Consider the following 23,375-nt stretch of genomic DNA (forward strand, 5'->3'; position numbering starts at 1 on the left):
GGTGCGCGCCGGAGCTCTCACAACTGGGACATTTCTCTATGCGCAAGAAGACGTTCGCGGCGGCCGTTCTGCTCACCGCCGCCACCCTGACGCTCTCCGCCTGCGGCACCGGCGACGACAGCCAGAGCCCTGTCTCCGTGGTCTCCGAGGACACCGCGACGCAGGCCGCCACCGTGCTCGACACCCCGTTCGAGAAGCCGGACCTGGTCCTCACGGACACGCACGGCAAGAAGTACGACCTCCGGGCGGAGACCAAGGGCCGGCCGACGCTGATCTACTTCGGCTACACCCACTGCCCCGACATCTGCCCGCTGACGATGAACAACATCGCCGTCGCCAAGAAGGCGCTGCCCAAGGCCGAACAGGACAAGCTGCGGGTCGTGTTCGTGACCACCGACCCGGCCCGGGACACCCCCTCGGAGCTCGGCAAGTGGCTCAAGGGCATCGACACCCAGTTCATCGGCCTGACCGGCGACTTCGCCACCATCCAGGCCGGCGCCCGCACGATGGGCATCTCCATCGAGCCCACCTCGAAGGACAAGAACGGCAAGCTCGTCTCCGTCCACGGCACCCAGGTCGTCGCGTTCTCCCCGAAGACCGACGGCGGTTATCTGCTCTACGGCCAGGACACCACCGTCGACGACTACACCAAGGACCTCCCCAAGATCATCAAGGGGGAGACTCCGTGAGGCGGTTGGCCGGGCCCGTCGCGGTGCTGACCGGCGCGCTGGTCCTCACCGGCTGCGGCTCGGACGACACGAAGGCCCAGCTCTCGGTCAGCTCCGCGTACATCCCCCAGCCGGTCTCGGAGATGGCGGCGGGCTTCCTGGACATCGCCAACAAGGGTGATGCGAAGGACGAGTTGACCTCCGTCACCAGCGACCTCGGCCCGGTCTCCGTGCACGAGACGGTCGGCCAGGCGATGGAGGAGGTCACCTCCCTCGATGTGCCCGCGCACGGTCAACTCGTGTTCAAGAGCGGGGGCAACCACCTGATGTTCGACAAGCTGAAGCACACGCTGAAGCAGGGCGACAACGTGACCGTGAAGCTGCACTTTGCCAAGTCCGGCCCTCTCACGGTTGAGATGCCCGTGAAGTCGGCGACGTACAACCCCACGACCGGGCACTGAGGGAGGGACCCCACCTTGAAGACGACCATCACCCCCCGCGTCCGCAACCTGGTGCTGCTGCTCCTGGCCGTCACCGGCATGCTCTTCGCCGGGGCCGGGACGGCGTCCGCGCACGCCGCGCTGACCGGCAGCGACCCCAGTTCGGGGGTGGTGGTCGACAAGGCTCCGACGCAGATCTCGCTCACCTTCTCCGAGAAGGTGGCGACGAACGACAACTCGCTGCGCGTGCTCGACCCGAAGGGCAAACGCGTCGACGTCGGCAAACCGTCCAACATCAGCGGTACGACGTACGCCATCCAGGTCCGCAGCGGGCTGCCCGACGGCACGTACACGGTGGCCTGGCAGGTCGTGTCGGCCGACAGCCACCCCGTGGCCGGCGCCTTCACCTTCTCCGTCGGCGCCCCCTCCAGGACCACCGTCTCGGTCTCCGACCAGGACGTCGGCGGCGGGCTCGTCGGCGGGCTGTACGGCTTCGGGCGCTACATGTCGTACGCCGGCTTCATCGTCATGGTGGGCGGCGCCGCCTTCGTCCTGGCCTGCTGGCAGCGGGGCGCCGGGGTGCGCGCGCTGCAGCGGCTGGTCGTCTCGGGCTGGGTCTCGCTGACCGCGGCCACGCTGTGGCTGCTGCTGGTGCGCGGCTCTTACACGACGACCGGGAAGTTCGGCGACATCTTCGACCTGAACCTCCTCGGTCAGGTCCTCCAGACCAAGACGGGCGCGGCGCTCGTCTCCCGGCTGCTGCTGCTCGCCGCCGCCGCGCTGTTCATCGCCGTGCTGTTCGGGGCGTACGACAAGCGGGAGGACGAGGAGAAGCGGGACCTCACGTTCGGGCTCTCCATCGGCGGCGGTGTGGTGGCCGCCGGGCTCGCCGCGAGCTGGGCGCTGGCCGAGCACGCCTCGACCGGGCTGGAGCCCGGCATCGCGATGCCCGTGGACGTCGTCCACCTGCTGGCCGTGGCGACCTGGCTCGGCGGTCTGTCCGCCCTCCTCGTCGCGCTGTACCGGGCCCCCGCCGACAATCCGGTCGGGCGGACGGCCGTACAGAACTTCTCGCGCATCGCCTTCGGCAGCGTCATCGCGCTCGTCGCGACCGGTATCTACCAGTCGTGGCGCCAGCTCGGCTCCTGGTCGGCGTTCACCGACACCGGCTACGGACAGCTGCTGCTCGTGAAGATCGGGCTCGTGGCGCTGCTCGTCGGCATCGCGTCGATCTCCCGGCGTTGGACGGGACGGCTCGCGGAGACGACCGAGACGTCCGAGACAGTCGTAGAAGAAACGGAAGCCGGGGAGTCCGAGGAACGCGAGCCGGAGAAGGAGCACGTCACGGCGTCCGCCAAAGCCGTCGACTCCAGCGCCAAGGCGTCCGCCACGGCCACCGCCTCCACAGCCACCGACTCCACGACCGTCGACGCGTCGGCCGAGGCCGATGCCCACGCGACCGCGTCCACCGCGACCGGCGACTCCCAGCGCGCCGCCCAACTCGCCCGCCAGCAGGCCGCCGTGGACACCACGCGGCAGAAGCGGCTGCGGGACGCGGACCCGATCCGCTTCGGACTGCGCCGCTCGGTGCTCGCCGAGGCCGCCGTCGCCGTCGTCGTCCTCGCCGTCACCACGGCCCTGACGGCCACCGAACCGGGCCGCACCGAGGAGGACGCCAAGGCGGCCAAGGCATCCGCCTCCTCGGCCGCCAACACCTCGTCCTCCGGCGCCCTGACCCTGGACATGTCCTTCGACACCGGAGGCACGGACGGCAAGGGCGTCATCCGGCTCGACCTCGACCCCGCGCGCGTGGGCGGCAACGAGATGCACGTCTATGTGCAGCGCCCCAACGGCCGGGCCTTCGACGTCCCCGAGGTGAAGGTCGCCTTCACCCTCGCCGCGAAGAAGATCGGCCCGCTGCCCGTGACGCCCGACCGCATCACCACCGGGCACTGGGCCGCGACCGGAATCCAGATCCCCATGGCGGGCGACTGGAAGATCTCGGTGACCGTGCGGACCTCCGACATCGACCAGACGACCGTCGACAAGAACGCGCAGATCGGCTGAACCACGCCATGCCTGACCAGTCCATTCCCGAGGCCCGGACCGTAGAGGCACCCCCTGGGGAGACCGTTTCCGAAAACGCCTCCCCCAGGGAGGGCGTTTCCCGCCGACGACTCCTCGGTACGGCCGGTGCCACCGGGCTCGTGCTCGGTGCGGCGGGCGGAGCCGTGGGGTACGCGTCCGCACCGGCCGGGGCCACACCGCTGACCTCGCTGGGCGCGGACATGGCAATGTTTCACGGGAAACATCAGCCCGGCATCACCGAGGGCCTCCAGGCGCGCGGCCATCTCGTCGCCTTCGACCTGGCGGCGGGCGCGAGCCGCAAGGAGGCGGCGGCTCTGCTGCGCCGCTGGTCGACGACCGCCGAGCGGCTGATGGCGGGTGAGGCGGCGGCGCAGGACGACACGGACGTCGCCCGGGACGCGGGGCCCTCGTCCTTGACGATCACCTTCGGCTTCGGCAACAGCTTCTTCGCCCGTACGGGGCTGGAGAAGCAGCGGCCCGTCTCCCTGGACCCGCTGCCCGACTTCTCCTCCGACCACCTCGACAAGGCGCGCAGCAACGGCGACCTGTGGGTGCAGATCGGCGCGAACGACGCCCTGGTCGCCTTCCATGCCATGCGCACGATCCAGAAGGACGCGGGCAGCGCGGCCAGGGTCCGCTGGCAGATGAACGGCTTCAACCGGACGCCGGGTGCCACGGCCCACAAGATGACCGCCCGCAACCTGATGGGCCAGCTCGACGGCACCCGCAATCCCAAGCCGACCGAGTCCGACTTCGACCGGCGGATCTTCGTGCCGGCGTCCGGTTCGACCGACCCGGCGTGGATGGCGAACGGCTCCTATGCCGTCGTACGCCGTATCCGCATGCTCCTCGACGACTGGGAGAAGCTCTCGGTCGGCGCCCAGGAGGACGTCGTCGGGCGCCGCAAGTCCAACGGGGCGGCGCTGTCCGGCGGGACCGAGACGACCGCGATGGACCTGGAGAAGACCGACGCGAAGGGCGCCCTGGTCGTCCCCATCAACGCGCACGCCCGGATCGCCCGCCCCGACCAGAACGGCGGCGCGGCGATGCTCCGGCGCCCCTTCTCGTACCACGACGGCATCGCCGCCGACGGCACGCCGGACGCCGGGCTCCTCTTCGTCTGCTGGCAGGCCGATCCCTTGCGCGGCTTCGTCACCGTGCAGCGGAAACTCGACCGCGGTGACGCCCTGTCGACGTACATCCGCCATGAGGCGAGCGGTCTGTTCGCGGTGCCGGGCGGGGCGGCGAAGGGCGAGTACGTGGGGCAGCGGCTGCTGGAGGGGTGAGCCGTCGCCCGTTGGGGTGGCCGGTGCGGGAAGGGTGCACCGGGTTTCGCAAGGCCCATTAGGGTGAAGTCATGCCAGCCAGCTACGCGTATCTCGGCCCTGAGGGCACCTTCACCGAAGTCGCCCTGCGGACGCTTCCCGAGACGGCCACCCGGGAGCTGATCCCGTACGTGTCGGTGCAGTCCGCGCTGGACGCGGTGCGCACCGGCGAGGCCGAGGCCGCGTTCGTGCCGATCGAGAACTCCGTCGAGGGCGGCATCACCACCACCCTGGACGAACTGGTCGCGGGCGCGCCGCTGATGATCTACCGCGAGGTGCTGCTGTCGATCACCTTCGCGCTGCTGGTCAGGCCCGGCACGAAGATCTCCGACATCAAGACGGTCTCCGCGCACCCCGCCGCCCAGCCGCAGGTCCGCAACTGGATGAAGGCGAACCTCCCGGACGCCCTGTGGGAGTCGGCCGCCTCGAACGCGGACGCCGCCCGGCTGGTCCAGGAGGGCCGCTACGACGCCGCGTTCGCCGGTGAGTTCGCCGCCGCCCGGTACGGCCTGGAGGCCCTGGAGACGGAGATCCACGACGCGGAGAACGCCCAGACCCGGTTCGTGCTGGTGGGCAGGCCCGCCCGTCCGGCGGCCCCGACCGGCGCGGACAAGACCTCGGTCGTGATCTGGCAGCGCGACGACCACCCCGGCGGTCTGCGCGATCTGCTGGGCGAGTTCGCCACCCGGGGCATCAACCTCATGCTGCTCCAGTCCCGCCCGACCGGCGCCGGCATCGGCAACTACTGCTTCTGCATCGACGCCGAGGGACACATCTCCGACCGCCGGGTGGCCGAGGCGCTGGCGGGGCTCAAGCGGATCTGTCTTCAGGTGCGCTTCCTCGGTTCGTATCCGCGCGCGGACGTCGGCGTGGACGGGGTGCGACCGCTCTTCCCGGCCACCTCGGACGAGGACTTCCTGGCGGCGGCCGACTGGGTCGCGCACTGCCAGGACGGCCGTTTCTGACCGGTGCTGCCCTGGTAGCGCCCCGGTAGTACCTGCGTATCTTCGTTATCCACAGAAGTTATCCACAGGTCCGCTTCTCGACCTGGGGACAAGTCGACAACTAAGCACGATCCAGTCGACAAATCTCCCTACAGGCCGTCCACGCGTCCACCGGCGCGTAGGTCACTCTTCGTCCACCTGTTTCCCGCGGGCAATCCTATGGAGCGACGCATTTCCACCCGAAAGTGGACGTGAAGCATGATTGGGACAGGAATTACCCACCGCGCGAAACGTTCTGGAAATGATCGTTTTCGATGTCCACAGATCTTTCGCACACCCTGTGGATAACTCTTCCGGGATGTGGATTCCTGTGGACAACCGCGGCCCCAAGTCCCGTTTCCCGCAAGGGATTCGAGTCAACAGGCCGCAGCGCACCTGCCCCGTTCCAGGGAGCGGGGAGCCTTTTCGTTGACCCGCGTCACCATACGAGAACACTCTGCGCAATTACCCCATAACTACATGTAAGCCGCAGTTCGGAATACCGAGTCGTGAGCCGTAACCCGTCACCGGTAACCTGGTCCGCGTGATTGACCTTCGCCTGCTCCGTGAGGACCCCGACCGTGTGCGCGCGTCCCAGCGCGCCCGTGGAGAGGACGTCGCGCTCGTCGACGCTCTCCTGTCCGCCGACGAGCGACGCAGGTCGTCCGGCGTCCGCTTCGACGAGCTGCGTTCCGAGCAGAAGAGCATCGGCAAGCTCATCTCCAAGGCCTCCGGCGACGAGAAGGCCGAGCTGCTCAAGAAGACGGGGCAGCTCGCCGCCGACGTCAAGGCGGCCGACGCCGAGCAGCACGAGGCGGACGAGGAGACCAAGCGCCTCGCGCTCCAGCTCGGCAACCTCGTGCACCCCGACGTGCCCGTCGGCGGCGAGGAGGACTTCGTCGTCCTGGAGACGCACGGCACGATCCGCGACTTCGCCGCCGAGGGCTTCGAGCCCAAGGACCACCTGGAGCTCGGCGAGGCGCTGGGCGCCATCGACGTCGAGCGCGGCGCCAAGGTGTCCGGCTCGCGCTTCTACTACCTCACCGGTGTCGGCGCGCTCCTCGAACTCGCCCTCGTCAACGCGGCGATCGCGCAGGCCACGGAGGCCGGCTTCGTCCCGATGCTGACCCCGGCGCTGGTCCGCCCGCGCGCCATGGAGGGCACCGGCTTCCTCGGCCAGGCCGCGGAGAACGTGTACCACCTGGAGAAGGACGACTTCTACCTGGTCGGCACCTCCGAGGTCCCCCTCGCCGCGTACCACATGGACGAGATCCTCGACGCGGACAAGCTCCCGCTGCGCTACGCGGGCTTCTCCCCGTGCTTCCGCCGCGAGGCCGGGACCTACGGCAAGGACACGCGCGGCATCTTCCGCGTGCACCAGTTCGACAAGGTCGAGATGTTCTCGTACGTCCTCCCCGAGGACGCGGAGAACGAGCACCGGCGCCTCCTGGACTGGGAGAAGCAGTGGCTGGACGGCCTCGAACTCCCCTACCAGGTCATCGACGTGGCCTCGGGCGACCTCGGCGCGTCGGCGTCCCGCAAGTTCGACTGCGAGGCGTGGATCCCGACCCAGGGCAAGTACCGCGAGCTGACCTCGGCCTCCAACTGCGACAGCTTCCAGGCCCGCCGGCTGTCCGTGCGGCTGCGCGACGGCAAGAAGGTGCAGCCGCTGGCCACGCTCAACGGCACGCTGTGCGCCGTACCGCGCACGATCGTGGCGATCCTGGAGAACCACCAGCTGCCCGACGGCTCCGTGCGCGTGCCCGAGGTGCTGCGTCCGTACCTGGGCGGCCGTGAGGTCCTGACGCCGGTCGCCAAGTGAGCACCGGCTTCCCGTACAAGCTGATCGCGACCGACCTCGACGGGACGCTGCTGCGCTCCGACGAGTCGGTCTCACCGCGCACCCGTGCCGCCCTCGCGGCGGCCACGGAGGCCGGCGCCGCGCACATCGTGGTGACCGGCCGCGCGGTCCCCTGGACCCGGCACATCCTCGACGACCTCGGCTACGAGGGCCTCGCGGTCTGCGGTCAGGGCGCGCAGGTCTACGACGCCGGGGAGCACCGCCTGCTGACCTCGGTCACCCTGGACCGGCAGCTCGCCGGGGTGGCACTCGCCAAGATCGAGGCGGAGGTCGGCCCGCTGTACCTCGCGGCGAGCCGGGACGGCCTGGACGGAGACGTCCTGGTCGGCGACGGGTACGCGGTGACGGGCACGCTGCCGTCGACCCCGCTGTCGGACGTGTCCGAGCTGTGGGCCGCGCCGCTGAACAAGATCTACATCCAGCACCCGACCCTCACGGACGACCGGCTCGCCGAGGCGGCGACGCTCGCGGCCGGCGGTTTCGTCTCGGTCGCGCTGGCCGGCGAGGGCATCGTCGAGCTGCTGCCGCTCGGTCTCACCAAGGCGACCGGTCTGTCGTTGGCGGCCCGCCGCCTGGGCCTGAAGGCCGCCGACACGATCGCCTTCGGCGACATGCCCAACGACATCGCGATGTTCGGGTGGGCGTCCCACAGCGTGGCGATGGCCAACGCCCACGAGGAGCTCAAGGCTGTGGCGGACGAGGTGACGTCCTCGAACGAGGAGGACGGGATCGCGGTGGTGCTGGAGCGACTGCTGGGCTGAAGGGCGAGCCCGGCCTGCGACGACGGGCGCCGCTTCGAGAAGCACCGGCCCCGAAAGTCGGTCCAGTCCCAGTGACGACGTCTTGCGGAGGATGCACGGATCGAACGTGCGCGGGCTTTCCAGGCCCGACCAGGGCTTAGCAAGCCCGTGCCTTACCACTCGGCCAATCCTCCGGGAGGGCGGCCCACGCGATAATGAGTCGCGTGCTCGAAGCGGCCGCCCCGGGCAGCTCCCCGTGGTGGGCGACTCGACGGAGGGGTAACTACTCCGGAGACCGCCGCGGGCTGCCCTGAAGGGAGTCGGACGTACTGTCTGGGATCGACATCGTCCAGCTCCTCTCCCAGTCGGTGGCGCCGGCTGATCCGGCGTCGACACAACAACTGTGCCTGTACGCCGAGTTGGGCGCCACCGAATAAAAGGGCGGCCGTGTGGGGGTCAGCGCCGACGCCACCTGCGCCGACGCGCCTTGCTGAAGAACCATCCCGCGGGCGGCTCGTCCGAGCGCCAGGGCTGCGGCTCGGGCGACTCGTCGCGCCAGCGGGCCGCGAGCATCCGGGCCCGGGCGGACGGCTCGGCCGTCTCGGCGGACCGTATGAAGTCGTCGTCCAGGACCAGCTTGTCCCAGCCGTCCCCGGACTCCGCCTGACCGCCGCCGTACGTCGCCTCTCCGGCCATCCCCGTTCCTCCCAGCCGTGCGTCCTGTTTGCCCAGTGTGCCCGGACAGAGATGAAGCCCCCGTCAAGATCAGGACCTGTCATCTCCGCACCGGGCCCCGCCGTTCCTCAGGCACTGCCCTTCCTCATCGGGCCCGTCACTCCTCGCCCGCGAGCTTCAGCGAGCGCAGCTTCTGGCCGGCGTACCAAGTGGCTCCCACGGTGACCAGGACCAGGAACACCGTCGCCGTGGTCAGTCCGACGTCCGAGGTGACCAGCTCGCCGCCGGACACCTTGTGGGCGACGGCCAGGGACCACTGCTGGACGCTGAGCGTGCGGGCGCCGGCGACCAGGGAGCCGAACAGGGCCTCCCAGACGAGGGCGTAGACGAGTCCGAAGACCACCGCGTGCCGGGACACCGTGCCGAGCAGCAGGAAGAGTGCCGCGTAGGCGATGGAGGCGACCAGGGCGGCCACCGTGTAGGCGACGGCGATCTGCTGGCCGTTGCCGTTCAGGATGAACCCGGAGATCAGCATGGGTACGGCCGAGAACACCATGGTGACGGCGACCGCCACGATCAGCTTGGTGAAGATGATCGTGGGGCGCTTCAGGGGCTTCGACAGCAGGTAGACCACCGAGCCGTCGTCGATCTCCGGTCCGATCGCGCCCGTGCCCGCGATGACGCCGATGATCGGCACCATCGTGGCGAGGCCGAGCCCGCCGAGGACGTCGACCGCGGTCTGGTCGTCGGCGCCGGCGAGGCCGCGCACCACTACGGAGATGGCGATCAGCAGCAGGGGCAGGGCGCTCAGGATGAGGGCCCTGCGCCGGCCGAGCAGGGCCCGGTAGGTGAGTCGGGCGACTGTGGGGTCGTACATCTCTTGGCCTCCTACGCCGCGACGAGATACGAGAAGACGGACTCGAGGGACTCGTCGGACGGCGAGACCGTGAGCAGCCGGATGCCGTGGTCCCTGGCCACCCGGGGCAGCAGGGCGGTGAACCGGCCGAAGTCGACGGCCTGGATGCGCAGCGCGCCCTCGGCCAGGTCGACCTCGATGCCGGACGTCGACGGGTCGGCGATCAGCGCGGCCGCGAGGGCGCGGTCGTCGCTGGAGCGGACCAGGTAGCGGTGCGGGCGGTCGGTCATCAGGCGGCGGATCTTGCGGAAGTCGCCGCTGGCCGCGTGCCGTCCGGCGACGACGACCTCGATGTGCCAGGCGAGCTGCTCGACCTCTTCGAGGATGTGGGACGAGAACAACACCGTGCGGCCCTCGTCGCCCATCCGCCGCAGCAGGTCCATGAGCTGCATGCGCTGGCGCGGGTCCATGCCGTTGAAGGGCTCGTCGAGCAGGAGCAGTGACGGGTCGTGGACCAGGGCGGACGCCATCTTCACGCGCTGGCGCATGCCCTTGGAGTACGTGGAGATCTTGCGGTCCTGCGCGTACTCCATCTCGACCGTGGCCAGCGCCTTCTGGGCGGCCTTGGCGCCGAGGCCGTGCAACTCGGCGTTGGCGACGACGAATTCGCGTCCCGTGAGGAAGTCGTACATCGCCTCCCGCTCGGGGACGATCCCGATGTGCTTGTAGATCTGCTCGTTGCGCCACACCTGCTGGCCGTCGAGGGTGACGGTGCCGGTGGAGGGGGCGAGGAAGCCGCCCATCATGTTGATGAGGGTGGACTTGCCGGCGCCGTTGGGGCCGAGGAGTCCGGTGACTCCGGGGCCGACGTTCATGGTGATGTCGTTGACGGCGACCACGTTGCCGAACCAGCGGGAGACGTGGTCGATGGAGAGCGTGGTCACAGGCCCACCTTCCGGTAGCGGCGGATCAGGAGGCCGTAGGTCGCGGCGATGAGCCCCAGGACGGCGAGGACGTAGACGACGCCTTCCGCGTGGGTGGGGCCGACGCCTCCGGGGAACGCCGAACTCGCGCCCAGGAAGGCCGACTGGAGTCCGTCGATGAGGGTGACGGGCGAGAAGAGGCCGATCCAGGGGATCGCGTTCGTGGCGTTCTGCGCGTCGGCGATCGCCTGGAGGGTGGAGACCGCGCCGTAGGAGATGGTCAGTACGGCGATGACGGCCGCGATGCCGAAGCCTCGGCGCGGGGTGACCGCGGCGATGACCAGGCCGATGCCCGCGAAGAGGAGGGAGAGGAGGGTCACGGAGACGAGTCCCTGGGCGAAGCCCTTGGTCTGGTCGGCGAAGTCGAGCTTCGCGAGCAACGCTCCTACGTAGAGCACGATCAGGGGGGCCGCGGTGAGGATGAACATGGCCGAGGCGAGGGCCGCGAACTTGGCCCTTACGTAGTCGGCGGTCTCGATCGGCCGCGAGAAGTACAGCGGTACGGTCTTGAAGCGCAGGTCGCGCGAGACCGACTGGGGTGCCTGCGAGGCTACGTAGAGGCTGATCACGGCCTGCATGATGATCGCGTAGCGCGTGTAGTCGACGGGCAGGTCCTTGGCCTTCGTGGCGACCGCGACGGCCACCATGATGGCCGCGGGCACACACATGACCACGAACAGCAGCATCGGCAGCACCTTGGACTTCACCGAGCGGCCGAGGCCGTAGGCGCCGCGCAGGGACTGCGAGTAGAGGGAGCGGCGGGCGTAGGCGCGGCCCAGGCGGGGGCCGTTGTAGTTGCGGTAGCCGATGTTGTGGATACGGGTCTGGTCGCCCGGCTGGGGGACCAGGGGCTGGTCAATTGCCATGGCCTACGGCCTCCTTCCGCTCTGCGTCGCTGCCGGTGCCCGTGTCGGCGCCGGTGTCGGTGAAGACCTCGGAGATGTGGTGCCTGCGCTGCTCCATGCGCACCAGGCCGAGGCCGAGGTCCGCGATCACGTCCCGGATCACGTCGTACGTCTCCTCGCCCGAGGCCGTCAGGAGCAGGACGTGGCCAGCGCCGGGCAGGCCGCTGCTGTCGTGGGTGTCGACCCCGCGCGCGTGGAGCGCCTCGCGCACGGCGCGGGTGCCGTCCGGGTGCTCGTCGGTGTCGGTGACCTCGATCGCCAGGGTGGTCGTGGTCTGGGTGAAGTCCGTGGTGGAGCTGGAGCGCAGGAGCTTGCCGCCGTCGACCACGATCACGTGGTCGCAGGTGCGCTCCAGCTCGCCCAGCAGGTGCGAGGTCACCAGGACGGAGATGCCGAAGTCCGTGTGGATACGGCGGATCAGGCCGAGCATCTCGTCGCGGCCGACCGGGTCCAGGCCGTTGGTCGGCTCGTCCAGGAAGACCAGCTGCGGGTCGTGGACGAGGGCCTGCGCGAGCTTGACGCGCTGCTTCATGCCCGTCGAGTAGCCGCCGATGGGGCGGTAGCGCTCCTCGTACAGCCCGACATGGCGCAGGGTGTCGGCGGTGCGCTCGCGCGCCGCGGTCGGGGGCAGGCCGGACATGCGCGCCATGTGGACGACGAACTCGGTGGCCGAGACGTCGGGCGGCAGACAGTCGTGCTCCGGCATGTACCCGACGCGCTCGCGGATGTCGGCACCCTTGGTGGCGACATCGAGGCCGAGCACTTCGGCTCGGCCCTCGGAGGCGGGGGACAGACCCAGCAGGATCTTGATCAAGGTCGACTTGCCGGCTCCGTTGGCACCGACGAGCCCCGTCACACCGGGGCCGACGTCCACGGAGAGCCGGTCAAGCGCGGTCACCCGGGGGAACCGCTTGCTCAGGCTTTCGGTCGCGATCACAGTCACGTCTACGAAGGTAGTGACGCGGACCACTGCGGTCGTCACCCCGCAGAGCTGTACTCACGTCAGACTCCAGACGTACGGGCCCGTAGGGGATGCCCCTACTTGAGGGCTACGCGACCGGCCCGCCGGGTTATCCACAGGTGGAGATCAAGCCTATTGACGGAGCCTCTAACAACTGTCACATTCACCAGTGTCAAGTTACGAGCACGTACCGCAGTCGGTGTGGACAGGTGGGGCGGTGGCATGACTACGGCGGTGACACGCGAACTCTCCGCGGAACTGCGGGGGTTCAGGGAGGTCCAGCGGCTGGCGTACGCGTGCGCCGAGGCCGTCGCGGCCCGGCTGGAGCCCGGGGTGACCGAGCGCGAGGCGGCCCGGATGCAGCGGTCGTGGCTGCGCGCGAAGGGTGTGAAGGACTGGTTCCACCTGCCCTTCGCCTGGTTCGGCGACCGCACGGCGTTCACGAACTTCCGGGTGCCGCTGCAGTTCTTCCCCACGAACCGCCGGCTGGAGCCCGGGATGCCGTTCATCCTGGACATGGCCCCGGTGTACAAGGGCTTCACGGCCGACATCGGGTATTCGGGCTCCCTGGGGGCGAACCCGGTGCAGGACAGGCTGATGGCCGACCTGGAGGCGCATCGTGAGCTGCTCCTGCGCGAGGTGCGCGAGCGGCGCCCGCTGCGCGAGATCTACGAGGACGTGGACCGCCTCATGGTCCGCCAGGGCTACGCCAACCGGCACCGCGCGTATCCCTTCGGCGTGATCGCGCACAAGGTCGACCGGGTGGCCGAACGCCCTTGGTCCCCGCGGCTGTTCGGGTTCGGCACGCAGTCCCTGAAGGGGCTGGCGAGCGACGCGCTGCACGGCCACCGGGACGGCTGGTCCCCGCTGTGGTCGCCGTACCGCTTCTCCGACCATCCCCCGCACCCGGGCCTGTGGGCGGTCGAACCGCATCTCGGATTCCGGGGCACGGGCGCCAAGTTCGAGGAGATCCTGGTCGTCACCGACTCCAGGGACCCCGAACAGAGCGCCTTCTGGCTCGACGACGATCTGCCGCACGTGCGGCGCTGGGCGGAGGACAAGTGACGCTTGAGGGTGCGCGCGAGCGCCGGGTGCGGACCGGCGGAGTCGAGCTGTGCGTGGCCGAGTTGGGGGACCCGTCGAACCCCACGGTGGTCCTGGTGCACGGCTACCCCGACAGCAAGGAGGTCTGGTCCGAGGTGGCCGGCCGCCTCGCCGACCGCTTCCATGTGGTGCTCTACGACGTCCGGGGGCACGGTAAGTCCACGGCCCCGCAGCCGCTGCGGGGCGGGTTCACCCTGGAGAAGCTCACGGACGACTTCCTGGCGGTCGCGGACGCGGTCAGCCCGGACCGGCCGGTGCACCTGGTGGGGCACGACTGGGGTTCGGTGCAGTCCTGGGAGTTCGTCACCGTCGCGCGCACGGAGGGCCGAATCGCCTCCTTCACGTCGATGTCCGGGCCGTCCCTCGACCACTTCGGGCACTGGATCAACAAACGCCTGACCCGGCCCACCCCGCGCCGTGTCGGCCAACTCCTGGGCCAGGGCGCCAAGTCCTGGTACGTGTACCTGCTGCACACGCCCGTGCTGCCCGAACTCGCCTGGCGCGGCCCGCTCGGCAAGCGCTGGCCGAGGATCCTGGAGCGCGTCGAGAAGGTCCCGCGCGGCGACTACCCGACCTCGTCGCTGCCCCAGGACGCGGCCCACGGCGCCTGGCTGTACCGGGACAACGTCCGGGCGCGGCTGCGCAGGCCACGCCCCGACGCGTACGCGCACGCGCCCGTGCAGCTCGTCACGCCCCTGGGGGACGCGTTCCTGTCGGAGCGGCTCTACGACGACCTGGAGCTGTGGGCGCCGGGGCTGGTGCGCCGCACGCTGCCGGCCAAGCACTGGATCCCGCGCACGCGACCCGATCAACTGGCCTCCTGGATCACGGAGTTCGTGACCGCCCACGAGGGCGACCGACCTTTGCCGACACCGGCGACCGGCAAGTACGTCGAGCGGTTCGGCGGACAGCTCGTGCTGGTCACGGGCGCGGGCAGCGGTATCGGGCGGGCCACGGCGTTCGCCTTCGCCGAGTCCGGCGCGCGCGTGGTGGCCGTCGACCGGGACGCGGAGAGCGCGGCCCGCACCGCCGAACTGGCCCGGCTGATCGGCGCCCCCGAGGCCTGGGCGGAGACCGTCGACGTCTCCGACGAGCAGGCCATGGAGAAGCTCGCCGCGAAGGTCGCCGCCGAGTACGGCGTGGTGGACGTCCTGGTGAACAACGCCGGAATCGGACTCTCCGGTTCCTTCTTCGACACCACCCCGGAGGACTGGAAGAAGGTCCTCGACGTCAACCTGTGGGGCGTGATCCACGGCTGCCGGCTCTTCGGGAAACAGATGGCCGACCGCGGCCAGGGCGGCCACATCGTCAACACCGCGTCGGCGGCGGCCTTCCAGCCCTCCAAGGCACTGCCCGCGTACGGCACGTCCAAGGCGGCGGTGCTGATGCTCAGCGAGTGCCTGCGCGCGGAGCTGTCCGGGCAGGGGATCGGTGTCTCGGCGATATGCCCGGGCCTCGTCAACACCAACATCACCTCGACCGCGCACTTCGCCGGGGTCGACGCCGACGAGGAGAAGCGGCGCCAGAAGAAGTCGGCGCGCCTGTACGGGCTGCGGAACTACCCGCCGGAGAAGGTCGCCGACGCGATCCTGCGGGCGGTCGTCCGCAACCAGGCCGTCGTACCCGTCACCCCGGAGGCGCGCGGCGCCCACCTGATGTCCCGGTTCGCCCCGCGCGCGCTGCGGGCGATGGCCCGGCTGGAGCCGCCGCTGTGACCTGCGCGGACGAGCACGACGAGAACGAGCACGAGCACGATGTGAGGGAGCACCACGCGCGCGAACACCACGCGATCGCGCCCCGCCGGGTCTCCTTCGACTGGTCGCGCACGCCCCTGCACTGGATCCCGGACGAGCCGACCGCCACGCATGTCCTCAACGTCCTGCATCTGCTGCTGCCGGCGGGGGAGCGGTGGTTCGTGAAGGTCCTCAAGGAAGGCCTGCCACTCGTCAAAGACCCTCGACTCCGGGCCGACGTCAAGGGGTTCATGGGCCAGGAGGCCACGCACAGCGTCCAGCACGCGCACGTGCTTGACGCGCTCACGGCCCAGCGGTTCGACACCGCGGCCTTCACCCGGCATGTCGACTTCCTCTTCGAACGGCTGCTCGGTGAACGCCCGCCGCTCGGCGCGCCGGTCCCGGAGCGGGAGTGGCTGCGTTTCCGGCTCGCGGTCGTCGCGGCGATCGAGCAGTTCACGGCGGTGCTGGGCGACTGGATCCTGACCGCCGAGGGCCTCGACCGGGCCGGCGCCGACACGATCATGCTGGACCTGCTGCGCTGGCACGGCGCGGAGGAGGTCGAACACCGCGCGGTCGCCTTCGACATGTTCCAGCACTGCGGCGGCCACGGCCTCCCCCGCTACGCGCACCGCGTCGTCGGCATGGCGGTCACGGCCCCCGTGATGCTCGCCCTGTGGGCCTGGGGCACGGCCTACTTGATCCGCCACGACCCCCAACTCCCCGCCCACGCCCGCTACTCCCTCGCCGGACACAACAAGGCCGTACGAAAAGGCCTGCTCCCCACCTGGAGTTCGCTCGGCGCGGCCGTCCCCCGCTATCTGCGGCGCTCCTACCATCCGTCGCGGGAGGGGTCGTTGCGGCGGGCGGTGGAGTACCTGAAGCGCTCACCGGCGGCGCGGGCGGGGGCCGCGTGACCTCCGGGGCAGGTCCCGACTCCCGCTCCCGCGAGCCCACCTACCGCATCGAGGACCTCGCTCGGCTCAGCGGTGCCACCGTCCGGACGATCCGTGCCTACCAGGACCGCGGTCTGCTCCCCCGGCCCGAGCGGCGCGGGCGGGCCAATGTGTACGCCGACGTCCATCTCGCCCGGCTCCGGCAGATCGCGGACCTGCTCGACCGCGGCTACGGGCTGTCCTCCATCAAGGAGTTGCTGGACGCCTGGGACGCGGGCCGGGGTCTTGGCGGGGTGCTCGGGCTGGTCGCCGAGGTGGACGGGCCGTGGACCGACGAGGAGGCGGTCCGGGTCTCGCGTGCCGAGCTGGAGCAGCGCTTCGGCGGCAGCACGGACGCCGCGGCCGTCGCCGAAGCCGTCGAACTCGGCGTGCTGGAGCCGGTCCCCGGAGACCCCGACTCCTTCCTCGTGCCGAGCCCCCAAGAGCTGGCGGTCGCCGTCGAGTTGCACGCCTCGGGGGTTCCCCTGTCCGCGATCTCGTCCCATCTACGGGAGTTGAGGGTCCAGGTCGAGCACATCGCCTCCCGTTTCCTGGAGTTCACCACCGAGCACGTCTTCGCCCGCTACCTCGAAGGACCGCACCGCCCGACGGACGCGGACGCCACAGAAGCGGCCTCACTCGTACGACGACTGCGTCCCCTCGCGCAGCAGACCGTGGACGCCGAACTCGCCCGCGCGATGCGCCTGTTCGCCAACCGGTCGCTGCGCCGGCACCTCGGAGAAGCGGAGCCTGCACGGTCGGCGTTCTCGTCACGTTCCGTGGCCGTGCCCGAGACGACAATGCGGGCCGTGGAGGCGCTGGTTGGTACGGCGAACGCGGCGGACTTCATCGCGCTGGCGGCTGAACGGGAGCTGCGGGCAAGGGCGTTGGATGCGCTCATGCCAAGGGGTGGGCCCCCAGCTGATCTTGACGAACAGGGCTGACATGACAGGGAGTTGTCCACAGAAACGGCAACTCCCCCTGTGGATAACTACAGTTGGTTGTGGATCAAACATCGGCCACAAAAGAAAATGCGTGATCCACGTCTCTCGCGTCATGCTGAGCGGATGGACGAAAGACGCACCGTGAAGGTGTCGAAGTACCTCTCCAAGCATCTGCGCCACCAACCCGAGCGGATCGGGCTCGCGCTCGACGAGGCCGGCTGGGTCGAGATCGACACGCTGATCACGGCCTGTGCCGCACACGGGTTCCGGTTCGACCGCGAGGAACTCGACCACGTGGTGGCCACGAACGACAAACGCCGCTTCGCGATCGAGGGCACCCGTATCCGCGCCAGCCAGGGCCACAGCATCGAGGTCGACCTCGGACTGCCCCCGGCCACCCCGCCGCCGTACCTCTTCCACGGCACGGTCGCCCGCAACCTGGAGGCGATCCGGGCCGAGGGGCTCAGGCCCATGAACCGTCACGCCGTACACCTCTCCGCCGACCGGGAGACGGCGACCCGCGTGGGTGCCAGGCGCGGCCGGCCCGTCGTGCTCTCCGTGGACGCGGGCGCGATGCACCAGGACGGCCAGGTGTTCCGGGTCAGCGAGAACGGGGTGTGGCTCACGGAGGCGGTGCCCGTGCGCTATCTGCGGTTTCCCGAGTCGCACTGACCCCGGACGGCCCGGGGAGGCCCGGGAAACCCGACCGGGTATGGCCTCGGTCGTGTCACCCCCGGCATGATCAGTGGTATGGACCACTTCCCCACCACCGAGGCCGCCGTCACCGCCCTCCGTGCCCTCGCGGCCGAGTACGCGCGCGAGATCGAGGTCACCCATGACATCGGCGCCGATCAGACCTCACGCCGTACCTCCGCGGGCTTCGGCGTCACCGTCGACCCGGACGGCTCGCTCCCGCACGAGGCCTTCGCCGAGTTCGGCGGACTGCCCCGGGTGAGTGTGCGGCTCTATCCCGAGGACGACGCCCTGATCACGGTCGAGGGCATCGACTGCCCCGACGTCGCCCGCGACGACGTCCCCGCCTTCCTCCGCTCCCTCTTCGACGGCCGCGCGTACGTCAAGACCCGCCGTTTCCCGCCCGCATGCCGCCTGATCGTCCCGCTGCCCGGCGACCGGACGCACGAGGAGTGGATCTCGATGATCATCCTCACCCCGTGGCTCAACAGCCGCATCCAGTGACGGTTTCACGTGAAACACGCACGGCCCATAACCTGGGAATCATGAGTCTGCGTCTGAGCACCGTGATCCTCCCGTACCGCCGCTGGAACGAGGGGAGCCGCAAGGCGTGGCAGCGCGCGGAACAGCTCGGCTTCCACACCGCCTACACCTACGACCACCTGTCCTGGCGCACCTTCCGGGACGGCCCGTGGTTCGGTGCCGTACCGACGCTCACCGCCGCCGCGGCCGTCACCGAGCGGATGCGGCTGGGCACGCTCGTCACCTCGCCGAATTTCCGGCACCCGGTGACCCTCGCCAAGGACCTCATCTCCCTCGACGACATCTCCGACGGGCGGGTCACCCTCGGCATCGGCGCGGGCGGCACCGGCTTCGACGCCACCGCGCTCGGGCAGGAGCCGTGGACCCCGCGTGAGCGGGCCGACCGGTTGGGAGAGTTCGTTCCGCTGCTGGACCGGCTGCTCACCGAGGACTCGGTGTCGTACGAGGGCGACTTCTACTCGGCGCACGAGGCCCGCAACATCCCGGGCTGTGTGCAGCGGCCCCGGCTGCCCTTCGCGGTGGCCGCCACCGGGCCACGCGGGCTGAAGCTCGCCGCCCGGTACGGGCAGGCGTGGGTGACCACCGGAGACCCCAGGCTGTTCGAGAACGGCACCCCCGAACAGTCGGTTCACGCCCTCCGCGGGCAGGCCGAGAAGCTGGCCGACGCGTGCGCCGCGATCGGCCGGGAGGCGGCGGGGATCGACAAGATCCTGCTCACCGGCTTCACCCCGGACCGCAGCCGTCCGCTGGAGTCCCTCGACGCCTTCGTCGACTTCGCGGGCCGACACCAGGAACTGGGCTTCACCGACATCGTGATCCACTGGCCCGTCCCGGACTACGCCGACTTCGCCGCGGACGAGAAGGTCTTCGAGCAGATCGCCATGGAGGCTCCGACGCAGCTCCGCTGAGTCGGCACCACGACACCACAGCATCACCGCATCACCGCTCCGTCGGGACCGTGGAGTGCATCGGCCCTGGTGGGAGCGGTGACCACTCACCTGTGCACTCTCCCGCACAGCCGTGCGGGCATATGCGGGAGAATGGCCCGGTGACCTCAGCTACTCGACAGCCCGAGACCCCGGCCTCCGCCGTCCCGCCACGGCTGATCGCCACCGACCTGGACGGCACTCTCCTGCGCGACGACAAGTCGGTGTCCCCCCGCACGGTGGCGGCCCTGGCGGCGGCCGAGGAGGCGGGTATCGAGGTCTTCTTCGTCACCGGCCGCCCGGCCCGCTGGATGGATGTCGTCAGCGACCATGTCCACGGCCACGGCCTGGCGATCTGCGGCAACGGCGCCGCCGTGGTCGACCTGCACGGCGGCCCCGGTGCCCACCGCTTCGTGAAGGTCCGCGAACTGGCCCGCGAGAACGCCCTCGACGCCGTACGCCTGGTGCGTGACGCGGCGCCCGGGACGGTGTACGCGATCGAGCAGACCTACGGCTTCTACCAGGAGCCGGCGTATCCCAAGCTGCACCTGGAGATCCCGGACACCCTCGCCCCCGCCGAGAAGCTCCTGGCGCCGGACGCCCCGGGGGCCGACGAGCCGGTGCTGAAGATCCTCGCGTTCCACCCCGAGCTGGACCCGGACGTCTTCCTGGACGTCGCCCGCCGCGCCCTCGGCGACCGCGCGAACGTCACCCGCTCCAGCCCGAGCGCCCTGCTGGAGATCAGCGGTCCCGGGGTGTCCAAGGCGAGCACGCTCGCCCTGTGCTGCGCGGAGCGCGGTATCGCGCCCAAGGAGGTCGTCGCCTTCGGCGACATGCCGAACGACGTCGAGATGCTCACCTGGGCGGGACAGTCGTACGCGATGGGCAACGCGCACCCCGACGTGCTCGCGGCGGCCTCCGGGCGGACCGTCGACAACAACGAAGACGGTGTGGCGGTCGTGATCGAGCGGATGCTGGCCGAGCGGCGGTAACGGCAGCCGGCTCCGGCTGCGACGGTGGCCGGTTGTAATGGCGGCTGGTTGCAATGGCGGCCGGTTGTAACGGGCGTAGTCCTGGATCACGCCCCTTACCCACCTGGCCCTAGCCGAGCGGGACTCCTCGCTGTGCCAGCCAGGGCAGTGGGTCGAGCGCCGATCCCAGCTCCGGGGTGACCCGCACCTCGAAGTGCAGATGCGGGCCGGTGGAGTTGCCGGTCGTGCCGGACTGGCCGATCCACTGGCCGGTGGTGACGCGGTCGCCCTGGTCGACGGTGACGGCGGCGAGATGGGCGTACTGCGTGCAGTAGCCGCCCGGGTGCTCGATCACGACCTGGATGCCGAAGGCGCCGCCGCAGGACACCCGGACCACCCGGCCCGCTCCGGCCGCCCGCACCGGTGTGCCGATGGGCACCGCGAAGTCCTGACCGGTGTGCCGGTTCGCCCAGCGGGAACCGCCGCTGCCGAAAGCCGCGGACAGTTCGACCGTCTCCACGGGTGCGACCCATGAGGCGGTGACCTGGTTCGGCGGCTGGTCGAGGCGGACGGCGCCCCGGCAGGTGCCCGCCGCGACCGAGGCGTCCGCCTGGCCCTGCAACTGCCCGCGCGCCTCGTCGAGTCTCCGCTGGATGCCCTGTTTCAGGTCGGCGAGTTCGGCGTTCCGCTTCTTCAGTGCCCGCCACGCCGACGCCGCCTTCGCCTCGTCCGCCGCGAGGCGTACCTCGGCCCGCCGGCTTCTGCCGATCGCATTGCCGACGGCGAGATCCGCCTGGGAGAAGACGTGCTGATCGCGCATCAGATCCTCGGGGCTGTCCGCGAGGATGATCCGGGCCGCCATCGGGATCCCGCCGCCGCTGCGGTACTGGGCGCGGGCGATCCGGCCCAGGTCCTCGTGGAGCCGTGCGGTCTCCCGCCGTTCGCCGTCCAGTCGGGCCTCCGCCTGCTGGGCGCGGGCCTGTTGGGCGTCCGCCTCCTGCCGTCCCGCCTCGTACCGCTGGGTCGCCAGGGCCGCGTCCTCGTACAGCCGCGCCACCTGCGCGCTGACGTCCGCGGTGGGCTGGTCGTCGTCGCCTGGACGGGCCGCCAGGACGGCGATCGCGCACAGCAGCACCGGAACGAGCAGCGGATGACGGCGAGATGAGCGCATGTCAGCGATCGTGACCCGAGTGAAGGACCGGGGCCCTGTTCACGTCGTACGCATGGGGGACGCGTTGCTGCGAACGGCTCAGCACCAGGCCATGGTGACGAGCTCGGCGGAGGGCCCTGGTGACGGGTTCAGTGGAGGGCCATGGCGACGCGCTCAGTGAGGCGCCTGCCACACCACCGTCGTGCCGCCGCCGTCCGCGCCGATACCCGGCCCGTACCAGCTGTCGCCGCCCAGGGATTCGGCCCGCCGCTTGAGGTTGTTCAGGCCGCTGCGCCGGCCGCCCGCGGGGATGCCGACCCCGTCGTCCGCGACGGTGAGCCGGACGCCGGGCCGTCCGTCCGGCAGGGGCGCGGTCGCGTCGACGACGACCTCGATACGGGTCGCCCGCGCGTGCCGGAACGCGTTGGAGAGGGCCTCGCGCAGGGCCGCGACGAGGTTCTTGCCGGTGAGGTCGCCGACCGTCGTGTCGATCGCGCCGACGAAACGGTGCGCGGGCCGGAAACCGAGCGGCACGGACGCCATGTTGATCTCCCGCAGCACCCGTGTGCGCAGTCCGGAGGGCGCCTCGGCGGGGCCCTGCTGGAGCGCGAAGATCGCGGTGCGGATCTCCTGGATGGTGACGTCGAGTTCGTCGACGGCGTTGCCCACACCACGCCGCACCTCGGGGACGAGCGGTCCGCGCCGGGCGCTCTCCAGCATCATCCCGGTGGCGAACAGCCGTTGGATGACCAGGTCGTGCAGATCACGGGCGATCCGGTCGCGGTCCTCGTACACCGCGAGCCGTTCCCGGTCGCGCTGGGTCTCGGCCATCATCAGCGCGAGCGCGGCCTGCGAGGCGAACTGGATCGCGAGGGTGCGTTCGGTCTCCGTGAACCGCCGCCCGCCCTGCGCGCGGGGCGTGACCAGGGCTCCCAGGACCCGCCCTCCGCTTTGCAGGGGCAGTGCCATGATCGGCCCGTACGCGCGTGCGAGGGCGCTGATCATGCGCGGATCGGTGGCCGCGTCCGCCACGAACACCGGCCGTCCGGCGAGGAGTAGGGCCATGATCTCGCTCTCCGGCGGGACGACCCTGCCGAGCTGGTCCGACGGCCGTTCCGAGGCCACGGCGACGATCTCCATGCCGCCCTCCTCGGCGGGCAGCAGCACGATCCCGGCCTCCGACCCGGACAAGCGGCGGGCCCGTTCCGCGACGACCTGGAGGGCCTCCTCGGCGTCCCCGCCGGACAGCAGGGCGGTCGTGACGGCCACCGACCCGTCGATCCACCGCTCACGCTGCTGGGCGGCCTCGTACAGCCGGGCGTTGCCGACGGCGATACCGGCCTCGGTCGCCAGCACCCGGACCATGGTGACGTCGTGGTCGTCGAACGGGACCCCGCCGCGCTTCTCGCCGAGATACAGGTTCCCGAAGACCTCGCCCTGGACCCGGATCGGAACACCGAGGAAGCCGCGCATCCGCGGATGGTGCTCCGGAAAGCCCCAGGACCGCGGATCCTCGGTCACATCCGCCAGCAGCACCGGCTCCGACTCCCGGATGAGCGCGCCGAGCAGCCCCGTGTGCCCGTCGGGGAACCGCCCGATGCGCCGCGCGGTCCCCGCGTCGACCCCATGGAAGACGAAGTCGGCGAGGGCGTCGCCGTCCTCGTCGACGACTCCGATCCCCGCGTAGCGCGCGTCGGTGAGAGTGGCCGCCGCCTCGCAGATCCGCTCCAGTGTGGAGTGCAGTTCGAGCCCGCTCCCGACGGACCGCATCGCCGCCAGCAACTGCGGCATCCGCACAGCCGGTTCGGCCGACGGTCCCGAGGCGGGCGACGGGGGACCGGAACGCGCGGCGGCTGACATACCCCGAGCGTAATTAGTCCCCTTTGACACG

Annotated in this window: 22 protein-coding genes and 1 tRNA gene; 15 read left to right on the forward strand and 8 right to left on the reverse strand. The window is 70.5% G+C overall.

What is annotated here, in order from left to right:
- The first annotated feature begins 38 nt into the window (after positions 1-38).
- The 7 genes from JHN63_RS08940 (at position 39) to JHN63_RS08970 (ending at position 8,126) form a co-directional block, all read left to right on the forward strand.
- A complete protein-coding gene (locus JHN63_RS08940) occupies positions 39-689 on the forward strand; it encodes an SCO family protein (protein WP_200678614.1) in 651 nt (216 codons plus the stop codon).
- Positions 686-1,129: a copper chaperone PCu(A)C gene (locus JHN63_RS08945; RefSeq protein ID WP_200678615.1), complete on the forward strand. Its 444-nt coding sequence runs from the start codon at positions 686-688 to the stop codon at positions 1,127-1,129. Before JHN63_RS08940 ends, JHN63_RS08945 begins: the two co-directional genes overlap by 4 nt.
- 15 nt (positions 1,130-1,144) lie before the next feature.
- Positions 1,145-3,175: a copper resistance CopC/CopD family protein gene (locus JHN63_RS08950; protein ID WP_200678616.1), complete on the forward strand. Its 2,031-nt coding sequence runs from the start codon at positions 1,145-1,147 to the stop codon at positions 3,173-3,175.
- A gap of 8 nt (positions 3,176-3,183) precedes the next feature.
- Positions 3,184-4,482 (forward strand): iron uptake transporter deferrochelatase/peroxidase subunit, encoded by a 1,299-nt coding sequence (gene efeB / locus JHN63_RS08955; protein ID WP_200678618.1) that lies wholly within the window; start codon positions 3,184-3,186, stop codon positions 4,480-4,482.
- A 71-nt stretch (positions 4,483-4,553) separates the two neighbouring features.
- A complete protein-coding gene (gene pheA, locus JHN63_RS08960; protein WP_200678620.1) occupies positions 4,554-5,486 on the forward strand; it encodes a prephenate dehydratase in 933 nt (310 codons plus the stop codon).
- A 562-nt stretch (positions 5,487-6,048) separates the two neighbouring features.
- Positions 6,049-7,326 (forward strand): serine--tRNA ligase, encoded by a 1,278-nt coding sequence (gene serS, locus JHN63_RS08965; protein ID WP_200678622.1) that lies wholly within the window; start codon positions 6,049-6,051, stop codon positions 7,324-7,326.
- Complete coding sequence (locus JHN63_RS08970; protein ID WP_200678624.1) at positions 7,323-8,126, forward strand: HAD family hydrolase; 804 nt, start codon at positions 7,323-7,325, stop codon at positions 8,124-8,126. Before serS ends, JHN63_RS08970 begins: the two co-directional genes overlap by 4 nt.
- 85 nt (positions 8,127-8,211) lie before the next feature.
- On the opposite strand, the gene JHN63_RS08975 is transcribed toward JHN63_RS08970, so the two are convergent.
- From JHN63_RS08975 to JHN63_RS09000, 6 genes are all read right to left on the reverse strand, one after another.
- Positions 8,212-8,299, reverse strand: a tRNA-Ser gene (locus tag JHN63_RS08975).
- A 262-nt stretch (positions 8,300-8,561) separates the two neighbouring features.
- Positions 8,562-8,801 carry a hypothetical protein gene (locus tag JHN63_RS08980; protein ID WP_200678626.1) on the reverse strand — a complete coding sequence of 80 codons (240 nt, stop codon included), beginning with the start codon at positions 8,799-8,801 and terminating at the stop codon, positions 8,562-8,564.
- A 136-nt stretch (positions 8,802-8,937) separates the two neighbouring features.
- On the reverse strand, positions 8,938-9,657 hold the full coding sequence (locus JHN63_RS08985; RefSeq protein ID WP_200678628.1) for an ABC transporter permease subunit: 720 nt from the start codon (positions 9,655-9,657) through the stop codon (positions 8,938-8,940).
- 11 nt (positions 9,658-9,668) lie between these two features.
- Positions 9,669-10,580, reverse strand: a complete 912-nt coding sequence (locus JHN63_RS08990; RefSeq protein WP_019073425.1) for an ABC transporter ATP-binding protein — start codon at positions 10,578-10,580, stop codon at positions 9,669-9,671.
- Entirely contained in the window at positions 10,577-11,485 is a 909-nt protein-coding gene (locus tag JHN63_RS08995; RefSeq protein WP_200678630.1) for an ABC transporter permease subunit, read from the reverse strand. Before JHN63_RS08995 ends, JHN63_RS08990 begins: the two co-directional genes overlap by 4 nt.
- Entirely contained in the window at positions 11,475-12,461 is a 987-nt protein-coding gene (locus JHN63_RS09000; RefSeq protein WP_200678662.1) for an ABC transporter ATP-binding protein, read from the reverse strand. Before JHN63_RS09000 ends, JHN63_RS08995 begins: the two co-directional genes overlap by 11 nt.
- Positions 12,462-12,707: 246 nt before the next feature.
- Here JHN63_RS09000 and JHN63_RS09005 point away from each other — a divergent pair, with 246 nt between their 5' ends.
- The 8 genes from JHN63_RS09005 to JHN63_RS09040 all read left to right on the forward strand — a co-directional run bounded on the left by JHN63_RS09005 (position 12,708) and on the right by JHN63_RS09040 (position 20,355).
- Positions 12,708-13,550, forward strand: coding sequence for a M24 family metallopeptidase (locus JHN63_RS09005; protein WP_200678632.1), 843 nt, complete (start codon positions 12,708-12,710; stop codon positions 13,548-13,550).
- Positions 13,547-15,304, forward strand: a complete 1,758-nt coding sequence (locus tag JHN63_RS09010; RefSeq protein ID WP_200678634.1) for an SDR family oxidoreductase — start codon at positions 13,547-13,549, stop codon at positions 15,302-15,304. Before JHN63_RS09005 ends, JHN63_RS09010 begins: the two co-directional genes overlap by 4 nt.
- 41 nt (positions 15,305-15,345) lie before the next feature.
- Complete coding sequence (locus JHN63_RS09015) at positions 15,346-16,239, forward strand: metal-dependent hydrolase (RefSeq protein ID WP_200678664.1); 894 nt, start codon at positions 15,346-15,348, stop codon at positions 16,237-16,239.
- The gene (locus JHN63_RS09020; protein ID WP_200678636.1) at positions 16,236-17,201 is read left to right on the forward strand and encodes a MerR family transcriptional regulator; all 966 of its coding nucleotides are present in this window, start codon (positions 16,236-16,238) and stop codon (positions 17,199-17,201) included. Before JHN63_RS09015 ends, JHN63_RS09020 begins: the two co-directional genes overlap by 4 nt.
- 123 nt (positions 17,202-17,324) lie before the next feature.
- Positions 17,325-17,873, forward strand: a complete 549-nt coding sequence (locus JHN63_RS09025; protein ID WP_200678638.1) for an RNA 2'-phosphotransferase — start codon at positions 17,325-17,327, stop codon at positions 17,871-17,873.
- A 78-nt stretch (positions 17,874-17,951) separates the two neighbouring features.
- Entirely contained in the window at positions 17,952-18,398 is a 447-nt protein-coding gene (locus JHN63_RS09030; RefSeq protein WP_200678640.1) for a hypothetical protein, read from the forward strand.
- A gap of 41 nt (positions 18,399-18,439) precedes the next feature.
- Positions 18,440-19,345, forward strand: coding sequence for an LLM class flavin-dependent oxidoreductase (locus JHN63_RS09035; protein WP_200678641.1), 906 nt, complete (start codon positions 18,440-18,442; stop codon positions 19,343-19,345).
- 122 nt (positions 19,346-19,467) lie between these two features.
- The gene (locus tag JHN63_RS09040) at positions 19,468-20,355 is read left to right on the forward strand and encodes a Cof-type HAD-IIB family hydrolase (protein WP_200678643.1); all 888 of its coding nucleotides are present in this window, start codon (positions 19,468-19,470) and stop codon (positions 20,353-20,355) included.
- 109 nt (positions 20,356-20,464) lie between these two features.
- On the opposite strand, the gene JHN63_RS09045 is transcribed toward JHN63_RS09040, so the two are convergent.
- Complete coding sequence (locus JHN63_RS09045; RefSeq protein ID WP_200678645.1) at positions 20,465-21,505, reverse strand: M23 family metallopeptidase; 1,041 nt, start codon at positions 21,503-21,505, stop codon at positions 20,465-20,467.
- Positions 21,506-21,658: 153 nt separating this feature from the next.
- Positions 21,659-23,344 (reverse strand): GAF domain-containing protein, encoded by a 1,686-nt coding sequence (locus tag JHN63_RS09050; RefSeq protein ID WP_200678647.1) that lies wholly within the window; start codon positions 23,342-23,344, stop codon positions 21,659-21,661.
- Between the last annotated feature and the right edge of the window lie 31 nt (positions 23,345-23,375).

Origin of the sequence: Streptomyces sp. MBT65 (genome assembly GCF_016612545.1) — a bacterium.
Lineage (GTDB): Bacteria > Actinomycetota > Actinomycetes > Streptomycetales > Streptomycetaceae > Streptomyces.